Origin of the sequence: Paenarthrobacter sp. 2TAF44 (assembly GCF_052114885.1) — a bacterium.
In the GTDB taxonomy this organism is placed as follows: domain Bacteria; phylum Actinomycetota; class Actinomycetes; order Actinomycetales; family Micrococcaceae; genus Arthrobacter.
Genome location: NZ_JBFRFP010000040.1, coordinates 1 through 23054, shown reverse-complemented (window position 1 = coordinate 23054; position 23054 = coordinate 1). Strand labels below are relative to the sequence as shown.

20 protein-coding genes are annotated in these 23054 nt (G+C 62.3%); 9 read left to right on the top strand and 11 right to left on the bottom strand.

Annotated features, from left to right (window positions below; translation table 11 throughout):
- Window positions 1–139 precede the first annotated feature (139 nt).
- The 4 genes from AB4Z15_RS23955 to AB4Z15_RS23940 all read left to right on the top strand — a co-directional run bounded on the left by AB4Z15_RS23955 (window position 140) and on the right by AB4Z15_RS23940 (window position 7718).
- Window positions 140–1228 (top strand): fatty acid desaturase family protein, encoded by a 1089-nt coding sequence (locus AB4Z15_RS23955; protein ID WP_431119551.1) that lies wholly within the window; start codon window positions 140–142, stop codon window positions 1226–1228.
- Window positions 1229–1313: 85 nt separating this feature from the next.
- Window positions 1314–2279 carry a quinone oxidoreductase family protein gene (locus tag AB4Z15_RS23950; RefSeq protein WP_442019249.1) on the top strand — a complete coding sequence of 322 codons (966 nt, stop codon included), beginning with the start codon at window positions 1314–1316 and terminating at the stop codon, window positions 2277–2279.
- 125 nt (window positions 2280–2404) lie between these two features.
- Entirely contained in the window at window positions 2405–6361 is a 3957-nt protein-coding gene (locus AB4Z15_RS23945) for a Pls/PosA family non-ribosomal peptide synthetase (RefSeq protein WP_442019248.1), read from the top strand.
- A 13-nt stretch (window positions 6362–6374) separates the two neighbouring features.
- Entirely contained in the window at window positions 6375–7718 is a 1344-nt protein-coding gene (locus tag AB4Z15_RS23940; protein ID WP_442019247.1) for a M1 family metallopeptidase, read from the top strand.
- Here the strand turns inward: AB4Z15_RS23940 and AB4Z15_RS23935 are convergent.
- The 4 genes from AB4Z15_RS23935 to pheS form a co-directional block, all read right to left on the bottom strand.
- The gene (locus AB4Z15_RS23935) at window positions 7715–8368 is read right to left on the bottom strand and encodes a 4'-phosphopantetheinyl transferase family protein (RefSeq protein ID WP_442019246.1); all 654 of its coding nucleotides are present in this window, start codon (window positions 8366–8368) and stop codon (window positions 7715–7717) included. The genes AB4Z15_RS23940 and AB4Z15_RS23935 overlap by 4 nt on opposite strands.
- An 18-nt stretch (window positions 8369–8386) precedes the next feature.
- The gene (locus AB4Z15_RS23930) at window positions 8387–9358 is read right to left on the bottom strand and encodes an aldo/keto reductase (protein ID WP_442019245.1); all 972 of its coding nucleotides are present in this window, start codon (window positions 9356–9358) and stop codon (window positions 8387–8389) included.
- Between the two features lie 202 nt (window positions 9359–9560).
- Complete coding sequence (gene pheT / locus AB4Z15_RS23925) at window positions 9561–12104, bottom strand: phenylalanine--tRNA ligase subunit beta (RefSeq protein WP_442019244.1); 2544 nt, start codon at window positions 12102–12104, stop codon at window positions 9561–9563.
- 2 nt (window positions 12105–12106) lie between these two features.
- Complete coding sequence (gene pheS, locus AB4Z15_RS23920) at window positions 12107–13168, bottom strand: phenylalanine--tRNA ligase subunit alpha (RefSeq protein WP_442019243.1); 1062 nt, start codon at window positions 13166–13168, stop codon at window positions 12107–12109.
- 163 nt (window positions 13169–13331) lie between these two features.
- On the opposite strand from pheS, the gene AB4Z15_RS23915 reads away from it, so the two are divergent.
- Together AB4Z15_RS23915 and AB4Z15_RS23910 are read left to right on the top strand one after the other, a co-directional pair.
- Window positions 13332–13751: a hypothetical protein gene (locus AB4Z15_RS23915; protein WP_442019242.1), complete on the top strand. Its 420-nt coding sequence runs from the start codon at window positions 13332–13334 to the stop codon at window positions 13749–13751.
- Window positions 13748–14380, top strand: coding sequence for an SIMPL domain-containing protein (locus tag AB4Z15_RS23910; protein ID WP_442019241.1), 633 nt, complete (start codon window positions 13748–13750; stop codon window positions 14378–14380). The genes AB4Z15_RS23915 and AB4Z15_RS23910 overlap by 4 nt, the downstream gene beginning before the upstream one ends.
- On the opposite strand, the gene pcp is transcribed toward AB4Z15_RS23910, so the two are convergent.
- Window positions 14349–14996 carry a pyroglutamyl-peptidase I gene (pcp, locus tag AB4Z15_RS23905; RefSeq protein WP_442019240.1) on the bottom strand — a complete coding sequence of 216 codons (648 nt, stop codon included), beginning with the start codon at window positions 14994–14996 and terminating at the stop codon, window positions 14349–14351. The two genes, AB4Z15_RS23910 and pcp, sit on opposite strands and share 32 nt — an antisense overlap.
- A 77-nt stretch (window positions 14997–15073) precedes the next feature.
- On the opposite strand from pcp, the gene AB4Z15_RS23900 reads away from it, so the two are divergent.
- The gene (locus AB4Z15_RS23900) at window positions 15074–16168 is read left to right on the top strand and encodes an Rv2578c family radical SAM protein (RefSeq protein WP_442019239.1); all 1095 of its coding nucleotides are present in this window, start codon (window positions 15074–15076) and stop codon (window positions 16166–16168) included.
- Window positions 16169–16195: 27 nt separating this feature from the next.
- On the opposite strand, the gene AB4Z15_RS23895 is transcribed toward AB4Z15_RS23900, so the two are convergent.
- Window positions 16196–16630: a (deoxy)nucleoside triphosphate pyrophosphohydrolase gene (locus AB4Z15_RS23895; RefSeq protein ID WP_442019238.1), complete on the bottom strand. Its 435-nt coding sequence runs from the start codon at window positions 16628–16630 to the stop codon at window positions 16196–16198.
- Between the two features lie 132 nt (window positions 16631–16762).
- Between AB4Z15_RS23895 and AB4Z15_RS23890 the strand changes: the two genes are divergently transcribed.
- Entirely contained in the window at window positions 16763–17974 is a 1212-nt protein-coding gene (locus tag AB4Z15_RS23890) for an MFS transporter (protein ID WP_442019237.1), read from the top strand.
- Window positions 17975–18080: 106 nt separating this feature from the next.
- Here the strand turns inward: AB4Z15_RS23890 and AB4Z15_RS23885 are convergent, their stop codons facing one another.
- From AB4Z15_RS23885 to infC, 5 genes are all read right to left on the bottom strand, one after another.
- On the bottom strand, window positions 18081–18998 hold the full coding sequence (locus AB4Z15_RS23885; protein WP_442005811.1) for a cation diffusion facilitator family transporter: 918 nt from the start codon (window positions 18996–18998) through the stop codon (window positions 18081–18083).
- A 91-nt stretch (window positions 18999–19089) separates the two neighbouring features.
- A complete protein-coding gene (locus tag AB4Z15_RS23880) occupies window positions 19090–20010 on the bottom strand; it encodes a TrmH family RNA methyltransferase (RefSeq protein WP_442019236.1) in 921 nt (306 codons plus the stop codon).
- A 26-nt stretch (window positions 20011–20036) separates the two neighbouring features.
- Window positions 20037–20717: a 50S ribosomal protein L20, sunset domain variant gene (rplT, locus tag AB4Z15_RS23875; RefSeq protein ID WP_431119525.1), complete on the bottom strand. Its 681-nt coding sequence runs from the start codon at window positions 20715–20717 to the stop codon at window positions 20037–20039.
- A gap of 119 nt (window positions 20718–20836) precedes the next feature.
- Window positions 20837–21031, bottom strand: coding sequence for a 50S ribosomal protein L35 (rpmI, locus tag AB4Z15_RS23870; RefSeq protein ID WP_059387794.1), 195 nt, complete (start codon window positions 21029–21031; stop codon window positions 20837–20839).
- Between the two features lie 119 nt (window positions 21032–21150).
- Window positions 21151–22215 carry a translation initiation factor IF-3 gene (gene infC / locus AB4Z15_RS23865; RefSeq protein ID WP_442019235.1) on the bottom strand — a complete coding sequence of 355 codons (1065 nt, stop codon included), beginning with the start codon at window positions 22213–22215 and terminating at the stop codon, window positions 21151–21153.
- 382 nt (window positions 22216–22597) lie between these two features.
- On the opposite strand from infC, the gene AB4Z15_RS23860 reads away from it, so the two are divergent.
- Window positions 22598–23002, top strand: a complete 405-nt coding sequence (locus AB4Z15_RS23860; RefSeq protein WP_442019234.1) for a DUF1844 domain-containing protein — start codon at window positions 22598–22600, stop codon at window positions 23000–23002.
- The last annotated feature ends 52 nt before the right edge of the window (window positions 23003–23054 follow it).

Genomic DNA, 23054 nt, shown 5'->3' with positions numbered 1-23054 from the left:
TTATGCATGCCGTCTTCTGGCAAGTGCACGGCGTCACAATAGGTTAGTGCCGACAGCGTATGCTTAGTGGAGGGTGATCCAGACCGTGCAGTCCGAACGTCGGCTGCAGCGTTGCCCGTTAGCGATACGGGGCACATATATGGCACCCACGTCCACCGCTGAGCGCCCCAAAACACGCGCAATTCAGCCAAACCCCGTTGTCCAAAGCTATTCGGAGCTCCTCAAGAGCGTGAAAGCTGCCGGTCTCCTCGAACGGCGCAGCGGGTTCTACATCTGGCTCTTCGTAGCCCTCATGATCCTCATGGCCGCCACCTGGACAGGCTTCGCCCTCTTGGGTGATTCCTGGTTCCAACTCCTGATCGCTGCCGCCGTGGGTATCTTCTGTACACAGTTGAGCTTCCTGGCCCACGAGGCCGGGCACAAGCAGATCTTCGCTTCCCGTCGTGCGAACGATTGGTCAGCCCGCCTCCTGGCCACAGGAATCGCAGGCATCAGCTACTCCTGGTGGGAGCAAAAGCACGGTGCCCACCACAACCATCCCAACGTCATTTCCAAGGACCCCGACATCCGGAACAACGCGCTGGTCTTCTACGAAGATGCAGCCGCCGAACGCAAGGGACGCCTGGCTTTCCTGACCAAGAAGCAGGGCTGGTTCTTCTTCCCGCTCCTGACACTCCTTGGCCTGAGCCTGCAATTCGACTCACTTCGCTTTATCTTCGGCAAGCAGAAGGTACGCCACCGCTGGGTGGAGACGCCTATCCTGGTTGCGCGTCTTACCGCTCTTCCGGTCCTCGCCTTCACGTTCCTCCCCATCGGTATGGCGTTTGCGTTCCTCGGCGTCCAGATCATGGTCTACGGCTTCTACATGGGTGCTTCGTTTGCCCCCAACCACAAGGGCATGCCGGTCCTTCCCAAGGACAGCCGCGTGGACTTCCTCAACCGCCAGATCCTCACCTCGCGCAACATCTCGGGCGGACGCTTCATGGACTTCCTGCTGGGCGGACTGAACCGCCAGGTAGAACACCACCTGTTCCCTGACATGGCCCGGCCCCACCTTCACAAGGCCGCCGGAATCGTCCGCGAGTTCTGCACGAAGCACTCCATCCCGTACACGGAAACCACGCTGATTCAGTCCTATGGAATAGTGGTCAGCTACCTCAACGAGGTAGGCCTGGCAGCTGGACGTGGCTTCGACTGCCCCGTCGCTTCGACGCACGGACGCTTCTAGGCCTCCGCAACCAAAGGCGGCATCCTTCATAGGATGGATCCTGGAACCGGGCACCGGAAGGACCGTCCCGGAGTAAGGAGCCACCATGACGCACGCCATTGTTGCCAACGAGCCCGGAGGACCTGAAGTCCTCGAATATTCCTCCGTGGAGCCACCAGTACCAGGTCCCGGGCAGCTGCTGATCAAAGTCGCAGCTGCCGGGGTCAATTTCATCGAAACCTACCAGCGCAGCGGCACCTACAAGGTTGACTACCCCTTCACCCCGGGTGCGGAAGCGGCCGGAACGATCGAAGCAATCGGTGGGGGTGTGGAGGACTTTGCGGTGGGCGACAGGATTGCCACGGCCGAAGGCTCCAGGACGTACGCTGACTACGCAATTGTGGAAGCTGAGAAGGCGCTGCCCGTGCCGGCCGGCGTCGATGACCACACTGCCGCCGCCCTGCCCCTGCAAGGAATTACCGCCCACTACCTCATGAACTCCTCCTTCCGCGTGGAACCCGGGCACACAGTGCTGCTGCACGCGGGAGCCGGCGGTGTGGGGCTGCTGCTGACCCAACTGCTGAAGGCACGTGGGGCACGGGTCATCACCACCGTTTCTTCCGATGAAAAGGCCGACCTCTCCAAGCTCGCCGGCGCCGACGAAGTCCTGCGCTATGAAGGCTTCGCGGACAGGGTCCGCGAGCTTACCGACGGCGACGGCGTGAACGTGGTGTACGACGGCGTGGGCAAGGATACGTTCGACGACTCCCTCCGAAGCCTGCGCATCAGGGGGACGATGGTGCTCTTCGGCGCCGCTTCAGGGCCCGTCCCCCCGTTCGATCCCCAACGCCTGAACTCCGGCGGGTCCCTGTCGTTGACGCGCCCCACGATGGGCCATTTCGTCCAGAACAGGCACGAGCGGCGTTGGCGTTCAGCTGAGATCTTTGAAGCCGCAGCGAACGGTACGCTGGCGGTTCGCGTCGGCGCTACCTACCCCCTGGCCGAAGCGGCACAGGCGCACCGGGACCTTGAAGGGCGCCACACCACGGGGAAGGTCCTCCTGCTTCCGTAGTCGCCCCGCTCAACCTCCAGTGGGCGGTTCAGCTGTGACCGCTAAGCGAACATCTGTGCAACAAACCGTGACGGGCAGGAAGCGTCCGACACCTTTTGTTCACCTTTCTGGGAAAAGCTGACTGCGTGAGCACAGAACATTCTGCCGTGGCCGGGAACACACCTGCCTTGGCTACCTATCGCCCCCAATTTCCGGGGGCTTCTGCAGCACCGGCCCAGCGGACCCTGGTGGATATCCTCGAGACGACTGCGGCAGCTTTTCCGGAATCCTCTGCGCTGGACGATGGCCGGAAGTCACTGAGCTACACCGAACTCCTGGGAGCAGTCCGAGCGTTCGCGCGGACCCTGAACGCCGCTGGTCTTGGCCGAGGGGACAAGATCGGCGTCCGCGTCCCATCCGGCACCAGCGATCTCTACATCGCCATCCTGGGAATCCTCATGGCCGGAGCAGCGTACGTCCCAGTTGATGCGGACGACCCCGACGAGCGCGCCAGGCTGGTTTTCGGCGAAGCAAAGGCTGGCGCTGTGGTTGGCGCCGGTCTGGCCCTTGACCTGGCAGGCGAGGCAAGGCAGCCTGTGACTGAGCCGCAGAAACCCGGACTGGATGACGACTCATGGATCATCTTCACCTCGGGTTCCACGGGTACGCCGAAGGGTGTAGCCGTCACTCATCGTTCCTCGGCCGCTTTCGTGGACGCCGAAGCCCGTCTCTTCCTTCAAGCCGACCCGATCGGACCGCAGGACAGAGTCTTGGCAGGCCTATCGGTTGCGTTCGATGCTTCGTGCGAGGAGATGTGGCTGGCCTGGCGGCACGGCGCCTGCCTGGTACCGGCTCCGCGCGCCCTTGTCCGGACCGGCATGGATCTGGGCCCATGGCTCATCAACCACGGCATCACCGTTGTTTCCACAGTGCCCACCCTCGCTGCCTTATGGCCAGTCGAAGCGCTCGAGAATGTGCGTCTCCTCATCTTCGGTGGGGAGACCTGCCCGCCTGAACTTGCCGAACGGCTCGCCGTCGACGGTCGTGAAGTCTGGAATACCTACGGGCCCACCGAGGCTACGGTGGTGGCATGCGCGGCGCCCTTGGGCGGACCCGGCCCCGTTCGGATCGGACTGCCGCTGGACGGCTGGGACCTCGCCGTCGTCGATTCTGCCGGCGTTCCCGTGGCCGAAGGCGAAATTGGGGAATTAATCATCGGCGGAGTCGGACTGGCCCGATACCTGGATCCCGGCAAGGACGTTGAGAAGTATGCGGCCATGCCCACCCTGGGCTGGGACCGCGCCTACCGGTCCGGGGACCTTGTGCGCTTCGAAGCTGAGGGGCTGGTTTTCATCGGGAGGGCCGATGAACAGGTCAAACTCGGTGGGCGACGGATCGAACTGGGCGAAGTCGATGCCGCACTGCAGGCGCTGCCTGGGGTGGCAGGTGCGGCCGCCGCGGTGCAAACGACGGCGGCAGGTAACCAAATCCTTGTCGGTTACCTTGCGGCCACCGAGGGCTACGTACTGGACCTGGACGAAGCCCGCAGACGGTTGAGCGGGAGCCTGCCGGCAGCATTGATCCCCCTGCTGACGGTTGTTGATTCGCTGCCGACAAAGACCAGCGGCAAAGTGGATCGTCGCGCGCTTCCGTGGCCTCTTGCCGGGGCCGGGGCCAAGGAGGCCGGCAAAGCACCGCTGAATTTGCCGGACGACGCCCGATGGATTGTGGAGCAGTGGGAATCGGTCCTCGGCAGCCCTGTGAGCTCCCTCGACGCGGACTTCTTCGCATACGGTGGCGGTTCACTGGCGGCCGCACAGCTTGTTTCCGCATTGCGCGTTCGCTACCCGATCATCACCGTGGCGGACATCTACGCGACACCGCGGGTGGGGGCACTCATAGATACTGCGCGGCAGTCACTTCCCGACGGCGGCATGCCCGGTCCCGCTGCGGAGCGCACCGTACGGCCCACTGCGTTTAAGTCGCAGGTCTTCCAGGTGCTCATGGGCGTACCGCTGCACATCCTGGTCGGGATGCGGTGGTTGACCTACCTTATGGCTGCCAACAGGCTGTTGGCCGATTTCGCTGGGTTCACTGCGGCCCCCGTTGTTTCCTGGTGGTGGATAGGGGCATCCTGGCTGGTCTTCGTCAGTCCGCTCGGCCGAATGGCGATCTCGGTGGTGGCTGCCCGCATCCTGTTGGGCAAGGTTGAGCCAGGAACATATCCCCGATCCGGCAAGACGCACCTGCGGCTTTGGCTGGCTGAGCAAATACAGGACCTCTCCGGTGCCATTGGTCTGGCCAGCGCACCGTTCGTTCCATACTACGCACGGGCCCTCGGCGCGAAGATTGGAAGGGACGTCCATCTGCATTCTTTGCCGCCGGTAACCGGTCTACTGTCCTTGGGAACTGGCGCCAACATTGAGCCGGAGGTGGATCTCTCCGGCTGGTGGGTGGACGGCGATTCTGTCCACATAGGGCAAATCCATGTTGGCGCTGGAGCCGTGGTGGGCTCCCGAAGTACGCTCATGCCCGGTGCCACCATCGGCGCAGGCGCACACGTCGAAGCAGGGTCTGCCGTGCTGGGCAAGGTGAAGGCCGGGCACCTCGTGGCCGGTTCCCCGGCCGGACGCCGCGGAAAAGCAAAACACGACTGGCCTGAGCCCAGGAACCGGCGTTCCCTGATGGACCGGCTCTGGTTCTCCGCCTTCGCTGCTGCGTCGGCATTGCTGGCATTGATCCCTTACATTTCAGCGTTCGCAGGCGCCATGGTGGTCCTTGCTTTCATCCAAGGCCATGACTCCCTGGAGACTGCAGTCCCCCGGATTGCACTTGCACTGCCTCTCGCAGCCCTCGTCTGGTTCTTCGGCAACCTCATCCTCATCCTGGCCGTGGCGCGGCTCCTTGGCTTGGGCTTGAAGGAAGGCTATTACCGGGTCCGAAGCCGCATTGGCTGGCAGGTTTGGGCCACTGAGCGGTTGCTGGACATGGCGAGGGACCTGCTCTTCCCCATCTACGCAAGCCTCTTCACTCCACTGTGGCTACGCCTGCTGGGGGCCGAAGTGGGCAAGAACGTGGAAGCATCAACTGTGCTGTTGGTGCCCAGGATGACCACCATCGGCGATGGTGCTTTCCTCGCAGACGACACCATGGTGGCGTCCTATGAACTCGGCGGCGGCTGGATGAGGATCGCCCCTGCCAAAATCGGAAAACGCTCATTCCTGGGCAACTCGGGCATGACGGCAGCTGGACGGAATGTGCCCAAGAATTCACTCGTGGCGGTGCTCTCGGCAACGCCTGCAAAAGCGAAGTCAGGGACCTCCTGGCTCGGCAGCCCGCCTGTCAGACTGCGCCGGACCGCCGTCGACGCCGACCAGACCCGGACGTTCCAGCCGCCCCTGAAACTCAAGGTAGCCAGAGCACTGTGGGAGGCATGCCGGCTTGTCCCGGTCATCCTCACGGTCGCCATCGCAGCCAGCGTGATGTTGGCCTTGGATTGGATTGCCCGTGGTTGGGGTTACGGGATAGCGGCCCTGCTGGGCGGTGTTGTGGTTCTGGCAGCCGGTGCCGTGGCCGCGTTCAGTTCCATCATTGCCAAGTGGGTGCTGGTGGGTGCCATCCGGGCCGGCGAACACCCACTGTGGAGTTCGTTCATTTGGCGGAACGAGGTAGTGGACACCTTCATCGAGATGGTGAGCGCACCGTGGTTCGCCCGTTCGGCAGCGGGCACGCCGGCCCTGGTGTGGTGGCTTCGCGGCCTCGGAGCGAAAATTGGGCGGGGAACGTGGTGTGAAAGCTATTGGCTTCCCGAGGCTGACCTCGTGACACTTGGGGAGAACTCCACCGTCAACCGGGGCTGTGTTGTCCAAACACACCTCTTCCACGACAGGGTCATGAGCTTGGATACGGTCACGTTGGGAAATGGTGCGACGATGGGACCACACGGCGTCATCCTCCCTGCGGCCAGCATCGGGAATGGCGGAACTGTCGGGCCGGCGTCGTTGGTCATGCGCGGCGAAACCGTGCCGGCCGGAACATACTGGATGGGAAATCCGGTGAGTCCTTGGGAGGGTCCGGCAGCACGGGCCGCCCGACTCAAGTAGATTGGGGCAGATCATGACGGAACCGATCACCAAACTTGTGACCCCTGCTGACCCCTATACCCTGGACCACGGCAGCACGAGCTACCGTGTGGATCGGTATGAGTTGGATCTCGATGTCAGGCTCGGCAGTAACAAGCTGATCGGAAAAGCGATCCTCCGCTGCACTGCCTTGGAGCCTGCTGCCCAGATAGTCCTGGACCTGGTGGGACTCCGGTCGTCCAAAATCCAGATGGATGGCAGGAAGGTCCAAAGGTTCAGCCAACGGGCCGAACACCTCGTGGTCACCACTGCGTCGCCCTTGAAGGCGGGTCAGCCGTTCGTCCTCGAGATCCGCTATGAGGGCAATCCGCAACCGCGCCGAGGCTTGTGGGGCGAGGTTGGCTGGGAAGAACTGAATGACGGCGTCCTGGTGGCCGGCCAGCCCAACGGCGCAGCGTCATGGTTTCCTTGCAACGATCATCCCCGCAGCAAATCCTCGTTCCGGATCTCGGTGACCACGGATGACAATTACCGGCCGGTGTGCAACGGCCAGCTAGTATCCCGATCACGAAAATCAAGCCGTGAGACTTGGGTCTACGAACATTCCGAGCCCATGGCCACATATCTCGCCACGCTGCAGATCGGCCGTTATGTCATGATCCCGCTCAACCCTTCAGACACCCATCATCGGGTCCCGCAGTTCGCCGCGGTCACTGCGGACATGGCTGGCGACGCCCGCCAAGGGCTTCAACGCCAGCCGGACATGATGAAGACGTTTGAGGACTGCTTCGGCCCCTATCCGTTCAGCGATTACACCTCGGTTGTCACCGAGGATGAGTTGGAAATCCCCTTGGAGGCACAGACCGTCTCCATTTTTGGCCGCAATCACATGCGCGGCACGTGGGAGGCCCAACGACTGATCGCCCATGAGTTGTCTCACCAGTGGTTTGGTAACTCCCTGACTGCCAGCAACTGGAAGGACATCTGGCTCCACGAGGGGTTCGCTTGCTACGCCGAGTGGCTGTGGTCCGAGGAGTCCGAAACCATGCCAGTCGCGGCCCGCGCCTTGGCCGCTTGGAAAAAGCTCGACGCCGGGCCGCAGGACCTGCTGGTTGGCGACCCCGGTCCGGAGCTGATGTTCGATGACCGCGTGTACAAGCGCGGCGCCCTTGCGCTCCACGCAGTCCGCCTAGCAGTCGGGGACGAAGCGTTCTTTGGGCTGCTGCAGCATTGGACGGAGCGGAACCGGCACGGATCCATTTCCACGGCAGCATTTATCGATGCCGCCGACTCTTTCATTCCAGGGTTGGATGCCGGGGGCATCCTTCGGCCATGGCTCTACGAGGCGGCACTTCCTCCACTAGCGTCGCCTCTTTAGCCCACTGCCAAGGCGGCGACGAAACCTTCCGGCAGATCAATGCCCGCATCGTCGCTGCTGTTCAGGTCCCGCAAGCCCGGACACTCCAGCACATCCACCTCCGCTGGGTTCCTTCGAAGGCCTTCCCCTGTCATCTTCAGCCGGGCCTCCTTGCGTGCCCAGAGCTGGGCGCGCTGCCCGGCTCGCTGATTATCCGGGATGGACGCCAGGAAATGCTTCTCGCCTTCGGTCAAGGCGACATCGTCAAAGCCCACGAACGCTGCTTGATCAGTCGCTTCAAGGTCCACTCCCAGCCGGAGGCCAAGCGTTAGATGCACGACGCCGGCCAGCAGCACCCAGCCCTGCGCTTTGGATGCGCTCAGCGCGAGAGGCGCGGGCACGCCGTCGAGCATGAAGCCCGGGCGGCCGTGGTCCTTTCCTTGACCGCATTGAGGGCAGTGATAATCGGGGTTCAGCCGGTTGGGGCTTACCCCAAGGAGCGAGGCCGCGAAGCGGTGCAGGGCAACCCGGCCGGCGATGAATTCTTCCCGAGCCTTGGTGCTGGCGAACCGGTGTGCGCGTTCCATGGCAGCCGGCCCGAGCTCCTGAACGGCAGAGTCCGGAACGGGGACGTCGGCGAGCTTCTGGAGCTCAAGCACAGGGCTTTGCACTATCGCCGTTCCTTCCGATCAGGACGTGGACCCGTCAGTAAGCGCTGAGACCGCATCCAGCTGCTCCGGCGTGAGCTCGAGGTCCGCTGCCGAGGCGTTGGCGCGGAGTTCGTCGACGGTCTCGGCCCCGACGATCACCGAGGCCACGGCAGGACGGGAGAGCAGCCAGGCCAATGACACCTGCTGCATTCCGAGCCCCCATTCCCTGGCCAGACGGTTGAGCTTGCGGGCAACGGCGATCTCGGACTCCGAATATCCGGGTCCACCATAGCGCTTGTCCCCCGCAATTTCGCGATCCAGAACACTCAGATCGGCGAGCAGGCCGCCGTGCAGCGGCGCGTAGGGGACGATCGACACCCCGAAACGCACGCAGGCGGCGCTCAGCTCCCGCTCGACGCTGCGGTCCAGGAGGTTGTACATTACCTGCGCAGCCACGGGAGCAGAGACCAGCCGACGGTCATCGGCGATCCACAGGGCCTCGGCCACCTGCCAGGCCGGGTGGTTGGACAGTGCGACGTAGCGCAGCTTTCCTTGGCGGATCAGGTCGTCGTAGACAGCAAGTGTCTGCTCCAGCGGCGTATTCGGATCAGGGAAATGGGCGTAATAGAGGTCAATGCGGTCTGTGCGCAACCGGCGCAGACTCTGCTCAACCTGCTGGATGATGTACCGACGCGAGAGACCGGCATCCGGGTCGAAGCGGCGCTCCCCCGACTTCGTGGCCAGCACCACCTCATCCCGATGACCGGCGAGGGCGCGACCAAGGATCTCCTCTGCCGACGCCCGCTCCGAGGCAGGCGGGGCACCAGGCCGGTCGAATGTCGGCGTGGAGCCGTAAACGTCTGCGGTGTCGAAGAAGTTGATGCCCAGGTCCAGGGCCGCTTGGACAACGCCATTAGCATCGTGTGCGCTCGGTGCTACGCCGAAGGTCGCGGTGCCCACGCAGATGCGCGACACACGCACGCCGGTCGGGCCGAGAACGGAGTACTTCATCCTGAGGATTCCTATCTGCGAGTTCGGTCCGGCTGGGACGTGGAGCGATCGTTCAGGACGTCCCTGACGGCTACGAGCCGCGGCTGAGTTTAAACACTAACCAATTGGTAATATTTCGGCACGCCAGCACCGCCGCCTGGGGAGGCAACTGAAAAAATCCCCGGAACCATCAGGTTCCGGGGATTTCTTCGCAGAGAGAGGCCTAGCGCTGGACTGCTCCGAAGCGCTCCGAAGCAACAGCCACGGCTCCGGCGCGGGCCTCCGAGGCCTCGTCAGCCGTCAAAGTGCGGTCGTCGGCACGGAAGCGAAGGCCGAAGGCCAAGGATTTCTTGCCTTCCTCAATCCCGGGTCCAACGTAGACATCGAATAATGCGACGTCTTCGAGGAGTTCGCCCGCACCTTCACGCAATGCTGCAAGGACGTGGTCAGCCGGCACGTCCTGCGGAACAACCAGGGCCACATCCTGGGTTGCCACTGGGAATCCGGAGATGTGCTTGGCGACAATGACGTCGGCAGCAGCTTCAAAGAGCGCCTCCACGTTGACCTCAACCGCCACAGAGCGTGCTGGCATGTCGTGGGCTGCCAGAAGCTTCGGGTGCAGCTCACCGGCGTATCCCACCACGTCGCCGGACCGCAGCGCGAGCTGTGCGGCACGTCCGGGATGGAACGCCTGGTGGCTTCCCTGGCTGACTACAAGCTCAACGCCGAGAACATCCGCGATGAGCCGGGCTACGTCCAAAGCATCTGCCCAGTCCCAGGGACGCGGCGTGTGCGTCGCCGCCGCAGGCGAATCGTGGCCAGTCAAGACAGCGGCGATGTGCAGCGGCTGGTGCGGGACGCCGTCGTACAGTGCATCCAGCACCTCATCGGAAGGCTTGATGCCCAGCGGCGGGATGGATTCAGTACCGAGCTTCTCGCCGGGCAGGAAGACAGAGCCAGCCTCGTAGAGTGCCAGGTCACGGAAACCGCGGGAGTGGTTGCGGCGGGCAACCTCGATCAGCCCCGGCAGGATGGACGTACGGAGGTAGCCGTGCTCCTCGCTGATGGGGTTCGCCAGCTTCAACGCCGGACGTTCTTCGCCTTCCGTCGGCACGCCAAAGGTGTCGTTGGCTGCCTTGGCCACAAACGGATAGGACAAGACCTCCGTCAGTCCGGCGTCTGCCAGTGCTTGCACGACGCGGCGCTTCTGCTGCTGGCTCCGGCTCAGGCCACGGCCCGGAGGCGCCACGGGCAGTGTGGCCGGGATGTTGTCATAACCAACCAGGCGGGCAATTTCCTCGGAGAGGTCTTCCTTGGTTTCGAGGTCATTGCGCCAGCTCGGAGCCGTCACCAAATAGCCGGTGGCAGTCTTTTCCACGGCGGCACCAAGATCCACCAGGGAGGTGGTGATCTGCTCTTCTGTGAAGTCGATGCCGATACGGGCAGCAGCGAACTCTGCAGGCAGTTCAATGGCGACGGCGTCAGGGGCAGTTCCGACGTCGGTGCCGGTCTCGTCAGCGGTGCCACCAGCGAGTTCAACCAAGAGGTCCACGACACGCTGGGCGGCGACATTTGCAACATGCCAGTCAACGCCGCGCTCGAAACGCTTGGAAGCCTCGGACGGAAGCTTGTGCCGACGACGCGAACGGGCGATCGAGACTTCATCGAAGTGCGCGGCTTCCACCAGGATGTTGGTGGTGGAATCCGAAACTTCGGTATGGGCACCACCCATGACGCCCGCGATGCCGATGGCTCCGGAGTCATCAGTGATCAGCAGGTCCTCGACGTCGAGCGTGCGCTCTTTGTCGTCCAGCGTGGTGATCTTTTCCCCCGCCACGGCACGTCGGACCACGATGTCGCCCGCAAGCTTGTCGAGGTCGTAGCAGTGGTTCGGCTGACCGAGCTCAAGCATGACGTAGTTGGAGATATCAACGGGCAGGGAGATGGAACGGACGCCGGCCAGACGAAGACGGGCGGACATCCAAGGCGGCGTGGGACGGGAAGCGTCCACGCCACGCACTGTGCGTGCCACGAAGCGGTCACAGCCCGGCTTGCCATAGATGGGGGCGTCGTCGTTGAGCTTGACGCCGTAACCGCCTTGGAGGCTGGCCGGAGCGTTGACCTTGGAGGCCGGGTCAACGAAGGATGTTCCGGTGGCGTGTGCGTACTCGCGTGCCACACCACGGATGGAGAAGGCGTAGCCGCGGTCCGGGGTGACGTTGATTTCTGCAGCCTGGTCATAGAGACCAAGGAGTTTCATCGCATCCGTGCCGATTTCCGGATCCAGCCCAATCCGTGAGAGGACCAGGATTCCGTCGTGGTCATCGCCGATACCCAGTTCGCGAACGGAAGCGATCATGCCCGCAGACAGGTGGCCGTAAGTCTTCCGCGCCGAAATCTTGAAGTTTCCGGGCAGCACAGCTCCGGGAAGCGTGACAACAACTTTGTCGCCTTCCACGAAGTTGTGGGCACCACAAATGATGCCCTGCACGCCGGAGGGATCGATTCCCTCGCCAGTCAGCGTCTGTTCCTGCCCTTCAGGGACAACACGGACCTGGCACCAGTTGATGGTCTTGCCATTGGATTGCGGTTCCTTGACCAGGCTCAGCACCTGGCCAACCACAATGGGACCCGTGAGTTCATCCGTGGGACGGTGGACTTCTTCTTCTTCAAAACCGACCTTGACCAGGTCAGCCATAACGTCTTCGGCCGTAGCATCGGCCGGAACCTGCGCAAATTCACGCAGCCAGGAAAGTGGGATACGCACTGTTAGATCTCCATCCCGAAGTGCTCGCTGAAACGTACATCGCCCTCGATCATGTCGCGCATATCGCCGACCTCATTGCGGAACATGAGCGTGCGCTCGATGCCCATGCCGAAGGCAAAACCTGAATAGACGTCCGGGTCGATGCCGGCAGCCCGAAGGACGTTGGGGTTGACCATGCCGCAGCCACCCCATTCAATCCAGCGGGGACCACCCTTGGCACCGGGGTGCCAGATGTCCAGCTCAGCAGAGGGCTCGGTGAACGGGAAGTAGTTCGGGCGCAGGCGAATGGAGGCTTCGTCGCCAAACATCTGGCGGGCGAAGTGCTCCAGCGTTCCACGGAGGTCGGCCATGCTCAGGTTCTTATCGATCGCGAGGCCTTCGAACTGGTGGAAGACAGGCGTGTGCGTTGCATCGAGTTCATCCGTGCGGAACACCTTGCCCGGGCACAGCACGTAGATGGGAACTTCGCGCTCCAGCATGGAACGCACCTGCACAGGTGATGTGTGCGTTCGCATCAGCAGGTGCGCTTCGGGAGGCTCCACGAAGAAGGTGTCCTGCATTTCACGGGCCGGGTGATCCGGTTTGAAGTTCAGGGCGTCAAAGTTGAACCACTCGGACTCAACCTCGGGGCCTTCGGCAATTTCCCAGCCCATGCCGACGAAGATATCCGAAACACGGTCCTGCAGCGTGGACAGTGGATGACGCGCTCCCGCCCGGCGTCGACGCGGAGCTGCCGTGACATCAACGGTTTCCTCAACCAGGATCCGGGCGTCGTTCTCGGCTTCCAGGATTTCGGTCCGGGCTGCGAGCGCTTGGTTGACCCGGCCGCGCGAGGATCCCATGAGCTTTCCGGCGGCGGCCTTGTGCTCCTTGGCGAGGCCACCGATTTCACGGTTGGCCAGGCTCAGGGGCGACTTCTCTCCGGTGTGGGCGAGGCGGACAGCCTTGAGTTCTTCGAGGGAGGAGGCAGCCGCAATCGCGGCGATCGCATCCTCAACGGCGGCGTTGATGGCGGCTTCATCCAGTGGATTCGGGATGGCAGCGCCTGGCAAAGTGTCAGTCATCTACTGTTCTTAGCTACGAGTCGGGAGCGGCCGGCATGGCTGGCCTGCAAAACGAAAGGGCAGTACTCACCGCGGACGGCAGGCACTACCCTTCAGTCTAGTTGAAGCTCACAGGCGCCATTTAACCCCGGGTTTGTGTACGCCACGGGTCTAGCATGGCTTCATGACTCCCGGGCAGCGCTTGCGGCAAGTTGCCAACTTCCTGAACCTGACCACCCCGTTGGGGCTTTTGGTCGCGCGGACGTCCCGATCGCGCATTTCGCGTGGGCCACGGGGATTGCTGATAGCAGCAGGGTATGCGTGGAAGCTTCCTCACGCCGGGGCGTTTACGGTTGGGAACGTCATCCTCTACCGTGCAGCCCAGGGCGTGGCAGGACGCAATGAGCTGCTCCTTGCCCACGAGGAAAGCCACAGCACGCAGTACGCCTATTGCCTGGGGTTGCCGTTCCTCGTTTTCTATAGTGTCGCCGCCGGGTGGTCCATGCTGCGTGCGGGCAATCCGGCGTCGAGGAATTTCTTTGAACGGCAGGCTGGACTCGCAGCAGGCGGCTACATTGACGATCGAATCGAGGCCGAAGCATGAAACGCACCATTACCGTTACGGGAACGGCGAGCGCCAAGGCAGTTCCGGACCTGGTGACACTGACTTTGGGGGTTGAGACGCGAAGGGAGACTCCATCCAAGGCATACGACGACGCCGGCAAGGCAGCCGCCGCCGTCGGCGCCAGTTTGCGCGCAGCTGGGGTGCAGGATGCGGATCTGCACACCAGCGGCTTAAACCTTCGAGCAGACCTGATGTGGGTGGAGGGGCAAGGACAGAAGGTCGCTGCCTATGTGGCGTCCACTATTGTGCGCGTCGGCATCCGCTCGCAAACCCAAGCTCCTGCCACCATTGCTGCGGCCGTGGCCGCCGGTGGCGACGACATCCGGATCAACGGGCTGGAGCAAGGCTTTGCAGATACGTCTGCGGTCACGAGCCAGGCGCAGGAGGCGGCGTGGCACGACGCGCTTCAGCGGGCGGAGCAGTACGCGTCCCTGGCGTCCGTCCGGCTGGGCTCGGTGGTTTCCATTTCCCAGCAACCTCTGCCGGGCTCCCCCATTCCGATGGGTGGACTCGTCAGGGCCTCTGCTGCTGAAGCGCTCCCCATCGAGGCCGGCGAGTCGTCCGTAGCGGCAAGCGTCACTGTGGAATGGGAACTCTTGAAGCCTTAGGTCCATCCACCGGCGCCTGGACCGCCGTCCGCACCACCACTGCGATGCCAGCGGCCATGGCCTCCAACGGCATGGACGGCGTCGCGCTCCCCTCAGGCACCTGCTCCGGAAGATAAGGAAGATGAACAAATCCTCCGCGAACGCCGTCCTTGGTTGCGAGAGCGTGCATCAGCGCATAGAACACGTGGTTGCAGACGTAGGTTCCTGCAGACTGTGAGATCTCACCCTTGATGCCTTCGATCTGCAGGTTCCGTAGGGCGGCTTTGATCGGCAGCGTCGAGAAGTAGGCCACCGGTCCACCAGGAACCACTTCCTCGTCGATAGGCCGCTTGCCCTTGTTATCCGGGATGCGGGCGTCATCACAATTGATGGCTACACGCTCCAGGGAGACCCTTTCCCGTCCTCCAGCCAATCCAGTGCACACCACGACGTCCGGCGTCAGGGTTTCGACGGCGGCCAGCAGGACTGTCGCCGCTTCACCGAACACGCAGGGCAGCTCTAGAGCTTCCACCGTGTGCCCCTCGGAGCGAAGGATGTCGCGCACGCGCAGGACAGCCTGCCAGGAAGGATTAACCTCCTCTTCGCCAAACGGTTCGAAGCCAGTCAGCAGAATCATGGGCCAACCTTAGCAATGTCCGGAATCGGCATTTGAGGTCCTTGACATTAGTTCGAACATACATTCGAATAGAGTCCATGAGATGGGATGCACAAGCACTTTCGCCAACGCGTGGACTGGCGTCCGAAAGCGTTGGCAGTATGGCTCCTGGCCCTGCCCCGGCCATGGACGCACTACTGCCGCTGGCCGGGCTTCTGCGTTCCATCTCAACACCCGAATTCTCCGGAGTCACCTTCCATGAGGTCACCGCAAAGTCAGTGCTCAACAAGGTGCCTTCCGGTTCCAACATGCCTTTCGAGTGGACAGTGAATCCCTACAGGGGCTGCAGCCATGCCTGCGTCTATTGCTTCGCCCGGAAGACGCACACCTACCTGGAGTTCGACGCCGGACGCGACTTCGACTCCCAGGTTGTAGTCAAGATCAACGCGGCAGAGGTCCTTCGGAAGGAACTGGCCAAGCCCTCTTGGGAACGGCACCAGGTTGCCCTCGGAACCAACACAGACCCCTACCAGCGCGCCGAAGGCCGATACGCACTGATGCCGGGGATCATCCGGGCCCTCGCCGATTCAGGCACACCGTTTTCGATCCTGACCAAGGGCACGTTGCTTGCCCGGGATATTCCCCTGCTCAAGCATGCAGCCGCCCAAGTCCCAGTAGATCTGGGCATCTCACTGGCCATGACCAACGAGGACCTTGCTGAGATTGTTGAGCCCGGCACCCCCTCGCCGAGGGCCCGCCTCAAGCTCATTGCGCGGCTACGTGAGGCAGGTCTGGGTTGCGGAGTCATGGCCATGCCCATGCTGCCTTGGCTCACGGATTCAGACGAAGCCCTTGAGTCCTTATTCTCGGAACTTTCCAAGGCAGGCGCCACGGGCGTCACTGCAGGAGCCCTCTACCTCAAGCCCGGTACACGTGAGTGGTACATGAAGTGGCTCGCCGCCCACCATCCCGAACTTGTAGGACGGTACCGTCGCCTGTACGGGCAGGGATCTTATGCGTCAAAAGAGTACCGCTCCTGGTTGTCGGCCAGGATCAATCATTTCAAAGCCAAGCATGGCTTTACTGGAACACAAGGCTTCAGCCACCGTAATGCACGGCCAGCCACCACTGCCGCCTCGGTCACGGATAGTGCCCTTGGGACGCCGCTGCCAGGGCAGGAGCCACTTTTCTAAGCCGCTAGGCCACTACGGTCACGGCGGCTAGGCTGGCGCAGTCACGCGTTCCAGCAATGCCCGGACAATTGGGAAATCTGCCGGGATCCAGGCAAGGCTAAGAGCTTCTTCCTCATCAACCAGGGATACCCAGCGCAATTCGTCGTGATCCTCCAGGGCACGGGGCGTGCCTTCAGCGAGTTCCGCCAACCACACGCGCATGGCCGCGCGCTCATTGAGGGGCCACCCCGCGGCCTCACCGGACTCCAGCTCCGCACCGAGACGAACTGTAACTCCCAGCTCCTCCGCGAGCTCCCGATGAAGGGCTGCTTCGGCCGACTCGCCCTCCTCTACTTTGCCGCCGGGAAATTCCCACATTCCGGCGAACTGCGGCGGCGCAGTGCGACGCGCTATAAGGAGTCGGGCCGGGGCGTCCAAGGAGTCGACGACGGCGGCGCCCACTACGTTTACCAGTCCAATCACTGAACCAGTCTATGTGCTGGGAATCATGGGGATCGTCACATAGCGACGTCAAGTCACCGTCACGGGACTAAGCTTGTTATCGGATTTTCTCCACCTTTTCCCAGCCCTCAAGGCACCTCACGAAGCAGGCTCATGACTATCACTGTGTCCCCACCGGCCGTCGCCAAAGCAGCAAGGCGCCACCTAGGCTTGGCCATCCTGGCGCTGGCCATGGGAGGGTTCGCCATCGGCACCACCGAGTTCGCCATGATGGGTCTTCTCAAGGAAATTGAGGAAGGACTGGGCATCAGCACTCCCGAGGCTGGCAACCTCATCTCCGCCTATGCCTTGGGCGTTGTCATTGGAGCGCCCATCTTCGCTGCATTCGGAGCCAAACTTCCCAGGAAGCACCTGGCACTGGGGCTGATGCTGTTCCTTTCCATCGCCAACCTGACCTCTTTCATTGCTCCCGACTACGGTTTTATGCTGCTTTCGCGTTTCGCTTCCGGTCTGCCCCACGGCGCGTTCTTCGGTGTGGCTGCTGTCATCGCTGCGGGCTTGGTGGCACCCACCAAACGGGGCTGGGCCATCTCCATGGTCATGGCAGGCCTCACCGTCTCCAACGTCATCGGGGTGCCTCTGGCTACCTGGGTGGGGCAGACCTTCGGCTGGCGGCTGCTCTTCATCATCGTTGGGGCCATTGGCTTGCTTACTGTGTTCATGGTGTGGAAATTCGTCCCCTTCGAAGCAGCGCACCCTGAGGCGAGTATTCGACGCGAACTCGGTGCCCTCAAGCGGCTTCAGGTATGGCTTGCTTTGCTGATCGGCATCATAGGCTTTGGTGGGTTCTTCGCCGTCTACACCTACATCGCGCACACCATGACGGGCGTGGCAGGCATACCAGAAAGCCTCATTCCGGCAGTGGTGGCGTTATACGGGCTGGGGATGGTTGCGGGGAACATGATTGGCGGCCGCATTGCGGATAAGTCCGTTATGGGCACCATCTATTGGGTCATGCCGGGCATCGCCGCAGCATTGGTCGTTTACGCAGTCGCAGCGCACTGGGCTTGGTCCGCATTCATCATGGCCTTCGTCGTTGGCGGCATAGGCTCCATGCTCACGCCAGCGTTGCAGACCCGTCTCCTGGATGCCGCCCCGGGCGCTGCCTCGCTCGCTTCATCGCTGAACCACTCCGCCCTGAACATTGCCAACGCTCTGGGCGCCTTCCTCGGCGGGACCGTGATCGCTTGGGGCTGGGGCTACGTGGCTCCGGCCCTCGTGGGTGCGGTCCTCGCCATCCTCGGTCTGGGAGTTGCCATCATCAGCGGGCTACTGGAACGCAAGAAGCCGCTGGCTACCTCATAAATCGATAGAGCGTGATCCAACTGCTGGATGCTGCAACAAAAAAGGTGGGCTCCGCTATTTGACCAGTTCAAATAGCGGAGCCCACCTTTGGTTGATGCGGACCTGACTAGGCCTGGACGCGCTCAACATCGGGTTCAAGGTAAATGACCCGCGCGATCGGAACGGCCGCCCGGATCCGTTGCTCGGCGTCGTCAATCACCCGGGCAATTGCCTGACCGGTATCGGCGGCACCCATGGTGATCTTGGCAGCAACCAGCAGTTCTTCCGGCCCCAGGTGCATCGTCTTGAGATGGATGATCCTGGTGCCATCCGCCTGCAGTGCCTCGGTGATTCGTGCGACGTCGTCTTTGGTAGCCGACTCACCCAACAGAAGCGATTTGGTCTCGACCGCAAGGATGACAGCAATGGCGACCAGCAGCAGGCCGATCATGGCCGTACCGAAGGCGTCCCATACGCCATCACCGGTGACGAGGGTCATACTGACGCCGAAGAGCGCGAACGCCAAGCCCAGCAAGGCGCCAAAGTCTTCCAGAAGGATGACCGGCAGCTCGGGCTGCTTGGCGTTGCGGATGAACTTGGCCCACGTCTGCTTGCCACGGATATGGTTCGATTCCACAATGGCGGTTCGGAAGGAGAACGACTCGGCAACGATGGCACCAACCAGGACGGCCAACGGCACCCACCAGAAGTCGCCTTCGATGCCATGCGGGTGCTGAAACTTCTCCCACGCTTCGTACAGGGCAAAGAGGCCACCCACGCTGAACAAGACGATGGAGACGATGAACGCGTAGATGTACCGCTCGCGTCCGTAGCCGAAGGGGTGCTCGGGGCTTGCGGCACGCTGTGCGCGCTTGCCTCCTACCAGGAGAAGGATCTGGTTGCCGGAGTCGGCCACCGAGTGGATGGCCTCGGCGAGCATGGATGATGACAGTGTCAGGACGAATGCAACGAACTTCAGGACAGCGATGGTCAGGTTCGCGGCGAGGGCCGCCACGATCGCTTTGGTACCGCCACTTGCAGCCACGAAAGCTTCACCTCTTCGGTTTTGGGAAAGTATGGATTGTGCCAAGAAGAGTCGTCATCGTCTTATCTTGCAAGAAATACCGTACCGGGCGTCAGGCTATTTCTGCATTCCCGACCCGGGCGCCCTGCTGCGAACGGGCGCTTGCATAGAGGCAAACGGTGGCCGCTGTACCCAGATTCAAGCTCTCGGCAGCGCCATAAACAGGAACGGCTACGCGGTGATCCGCGAGGGCCAGTTCAGCATCGGACAGCCCTTGCGCTTCGTTCCCGAACAACCAGGCTGTGGGTGCCTCAAGGGCATAATCCGAGGCAACGGAGTCATTTCCGAGCCTCCGGGCAGCATTCTCGTCCTGGAGCTGGTCCAGGTTTACTGTCCCATAGCCATCGGCAGCCAGGACTCCTATCCCCTGTGCCCGGCAGCGCGCGACGAGATCTTCAACATCAGCCCCCAGGACCACAGGCAGGTGGAACAACGAACCGGCCGTGGACCGTACCGCCTTGGGGTTGTAGATGTCCACGCTGGAGCCCGTCAGGATCACAGCGTCGGCACCTGCAGCGTCGGCCGCACGTAAGACAGTGCCCGCGTTGCCGGGGTCCCGTACCTGGCACATCACCGCAATAAGGCGAGGACCGGCGTCGAGCACTGATTCGAGGCTGACATCCACAAAACTACACACGGCAACGATGCCCTGCGGATTGACAGTGTCCGCCATGGCGGCCAGGACGTCGTCGCTGGCCAGCCGAAGCTGCGTTCCTTCTGCAAGGTCTGCGAGTTCCGGGAGCCGCTCAAGGCATGCCTCGCTCGCAAAGACTTCATGCACGACGGCGGCACCGCCTGCCGCTGTGCGCTCCCGGTGAAGGGTCAAAGCCTCGCGAACCGCCTGTGGACCCTCAGCCAGGAAACGGCCGCGCTTTAAACGGGCCGGGCGCCCGGCAAGCTTGGCGACGTCCCTCACCCGATCTGCTCGGGGGTTGGTCATCGGAAAGTCTTGCGGGCGCCCGGTTTGGTTCATATAAAGAACTTTAGTGGCAGTTGCGACTAATTCTTGATCTGCTGGCGGGCTTCGCCGCCGGCCGGCTCGAAGCCAGCAGCCTTTGCAGCCTCTACCGTGGAGAACCAGTATTCAGCAGCAGTGTTCTCGTACCAAGTGGAACCCGGTACGTGGTACTTCTTGGACTCGGCGTTGCCCTTGATGGCGTGGCCTTCAGGAGCACCTTCGCCCTCAACGGCAGCAATAGCGCCATCGATGGCCGGCTTCTCGGAGACAGAAGCCTTGACAGCCGTTGCGGTAGCAGCAGCCGGAGCAACCTTGGCAGCCTTCGGTGCGGCAACCTCGGCCTTGGCAGCCGGAGCAGACGTGTCGGCCGGGAGGGCAGCCTTGGCAATGTTCACCAGTGCGGCGAATGCGTTGGCGTCCGAAACAGCCAGTTCGGCCAGCATGCGGCGGTCAACCTCAACCTCAGCGGCCTTCAGGCCCTGGATCAGGCGGTTGTAGGTGAGGCCGTTGGCGCGGGATGCAGCGTTGATGCGCTGGATCCAGAGGCGACGGAAGTCGCCCTTCTTCTTGCGGCGGTCGCCGTAGCTGTACACAAACGAGTGCAGCAGCTGCTCTTTGGCCTTGCGGTACAGGCGCGAACGCTGACCGCGGTAACCCTTGGCGCGTTCGAGGATAACCCGGCGCTTCTTGTGGGCGTTTACCGCCCGCTTCACACGTGCCACGTGCGTACTCCTTCAGAAATCTTTATCCCAAGCTGCTACTGCCGGAAATCCGGCCGGCCTGAGAAGGCTTTTGGTGTAGTCGGTCGCTACCGGATGGCAGCAACCAAAGAACTTGGAACTTAGACGCCGAGCATCTTCTTGATGACCTTGGCATCGCCCTTGAAGACGATCTTGTCACCGGCGAGGCGACGGGTCAGCGTGGAGGACTTGTGCTCCAGGTAGTGGCGGCGGTTGGCCTGCTGACGCTTCAGCTTGCCGGTGCCGGTCAGCTTGAAGCGCTTCTTAGCACCGCTGTGGGTCTTCATCTTCGGCATGGGAACCGATCTCCTTACGTGTCCACGGACAAAGTCCGCAGTTCTTTCGTGCAGCCGGCCTACAAGGGCCGGCGTGCTGGTTGCTTGCCGTTGGAGGCCAGGGCCTCCGCGGCGTTGAACTAGTTGGTCTTGCGAGATGCAGGCTTCGGCGCAGCCTTGGGGGCTGCGGGCCGAGCTGCCGGCTTGGGAGCTGCCGGCTTGGCGACGGGCTTCGGAGCCGAGGGAACTGCAGGCTTCGGGGCAGCAGCCGGAACAGCTGGCCTCGGAGCTGCCGGTGCAGGGGCGGCCTTGGGGGCCGGTGCTTTCTCCGCCGGTGCAGTCTTCACAGCCGGGGCTTTCTCAACCACGGGTGCTTCTTCGACTACCGGAGCCGCTTCAGCTACCGGCGCCTCTTCGACTACCGGAGCTTCCTCAACAACCGGTGCCTCTTCAGCTACGGGTGCTTCCTCAACAACCGGAGCCTCTTCAGCTACGGGCGCTTCCTCAACAACCGGAGCCTCTTCGGCAACGGGTGTTTCAGCCTCGGGAGCCTCCACAGTTTCCTGCTTGGGCTCTTCTTCGGAAGCAAGCAGGCCTGCCGGAAGAAGGTCGCCCAGGGTCTGCGTCAGCGGAGCCTGGTCACCCGTGGTGTCCACGCGTCCGGAGGCCTTGGCCTCGTTCTGCGCCTTGGCTTCGGCACGCTGGGCTGCACGCCGGGCTTCAGCCTTGGCTTCGGCCTTGTTCTTCAGCGGACCGATCACCATGACCATGTTGCGACCATCGATGCGTGGGCTGGACTCAACAATGCCAACCTCGGCGACGTCTTCAGCAAACTTCTGAAGCAGGCGGATGCCCATCTCCGGACGCTGCTGTTCGCGGCCACGGAACTGGATCATTGCCTTGACCTTGTCACCAGCGCCGAGGAAGCGAAGTGCATGTCCGCGCTTGGTTTCGTAGTCGTGCTTGTCGATCTTGAGGCGGAAACGGATTTCCTTCAGAACCGTGTTGGTCTGGTTCTTGCGGGCCTCACGCGCCTTCACGGCAGCTTCGTACTTGTACTTGCCGAAGTCCATCAACTTGCAAACAGGAGGCTTAGCCTGCGGGGCAACTTCAACGAGATCGAGATCGGATTCGGCAGCAAGACGCAGGGCGTCCTCGATGCGGACGATTCCTACCTGTTCGCCGGCAGGGCCGACCAGCCGCACCTCGGGGACGCGGATACGCTCATTGATTCTTGGCTCGCTAATGTTAAAGCTCCTGTGGTTGTGGTGAGTTTCACCGGCAAATAGAGAAGGCCTCCAATTGCTGGTGCAATCGAAGGCCTCAAGGATCGGGTGTGCTCCCTTGTAGAGAAGCACGCACTCCGGAGGCTGGGCCTCTGAGCGTCCGACCAGTACCCGGCAACCTCTTGTTCCGTGAAGGAATCCTGTTCCCCGAAGGGAAAACGGCTGACGCGGGTGGGAGAGAACTCCGCTTGCAAACTGAAAATCAATTCTACAGAAATAACCCGCCAAGCGCACATTGCACGGGGCGGGAGCATTTAATGCGAATAACGACTTCCAGTCGGTCTGTGACAAGCTTACCAGTATGAGCACTGAAGACAGCAATTCGCGCAACTCCTACTCCGAGGACACCGCCACAGCCCCCGCCGCCGATGCCGGGGTTTCCCAGCAGATCCGTGACATCGCGGAAGTTGCGGCAGTAGAAGTCATCACCACCGGCGCGGTCCACCTGATGAGCGCCGCCGCTGTGAAGGTCGGCCTTGCCGATGACCCCAACGCGGAGGACCTCAAAGACCTTGACGAGGCCCGCAAGCTCATCACTGCATTGGCTGGCCTCGTAACGGCAGCTGCCCCCGAAATCGGTTCCCAGCATGCCGGGCCTTTGCGTGATGGACTGCGCTCCCTCCAGCTGGCTTTCCGCGAAGCTTCCCTTATCCCTGACGCACCAGGAAAGGGCCCTGGTGAGAAGTTCACCGGACCGGTGAACTAGCCAGGAACTGCCCCAAAGTACATACGACGGCGGCCCCGACCACATGTGGTCC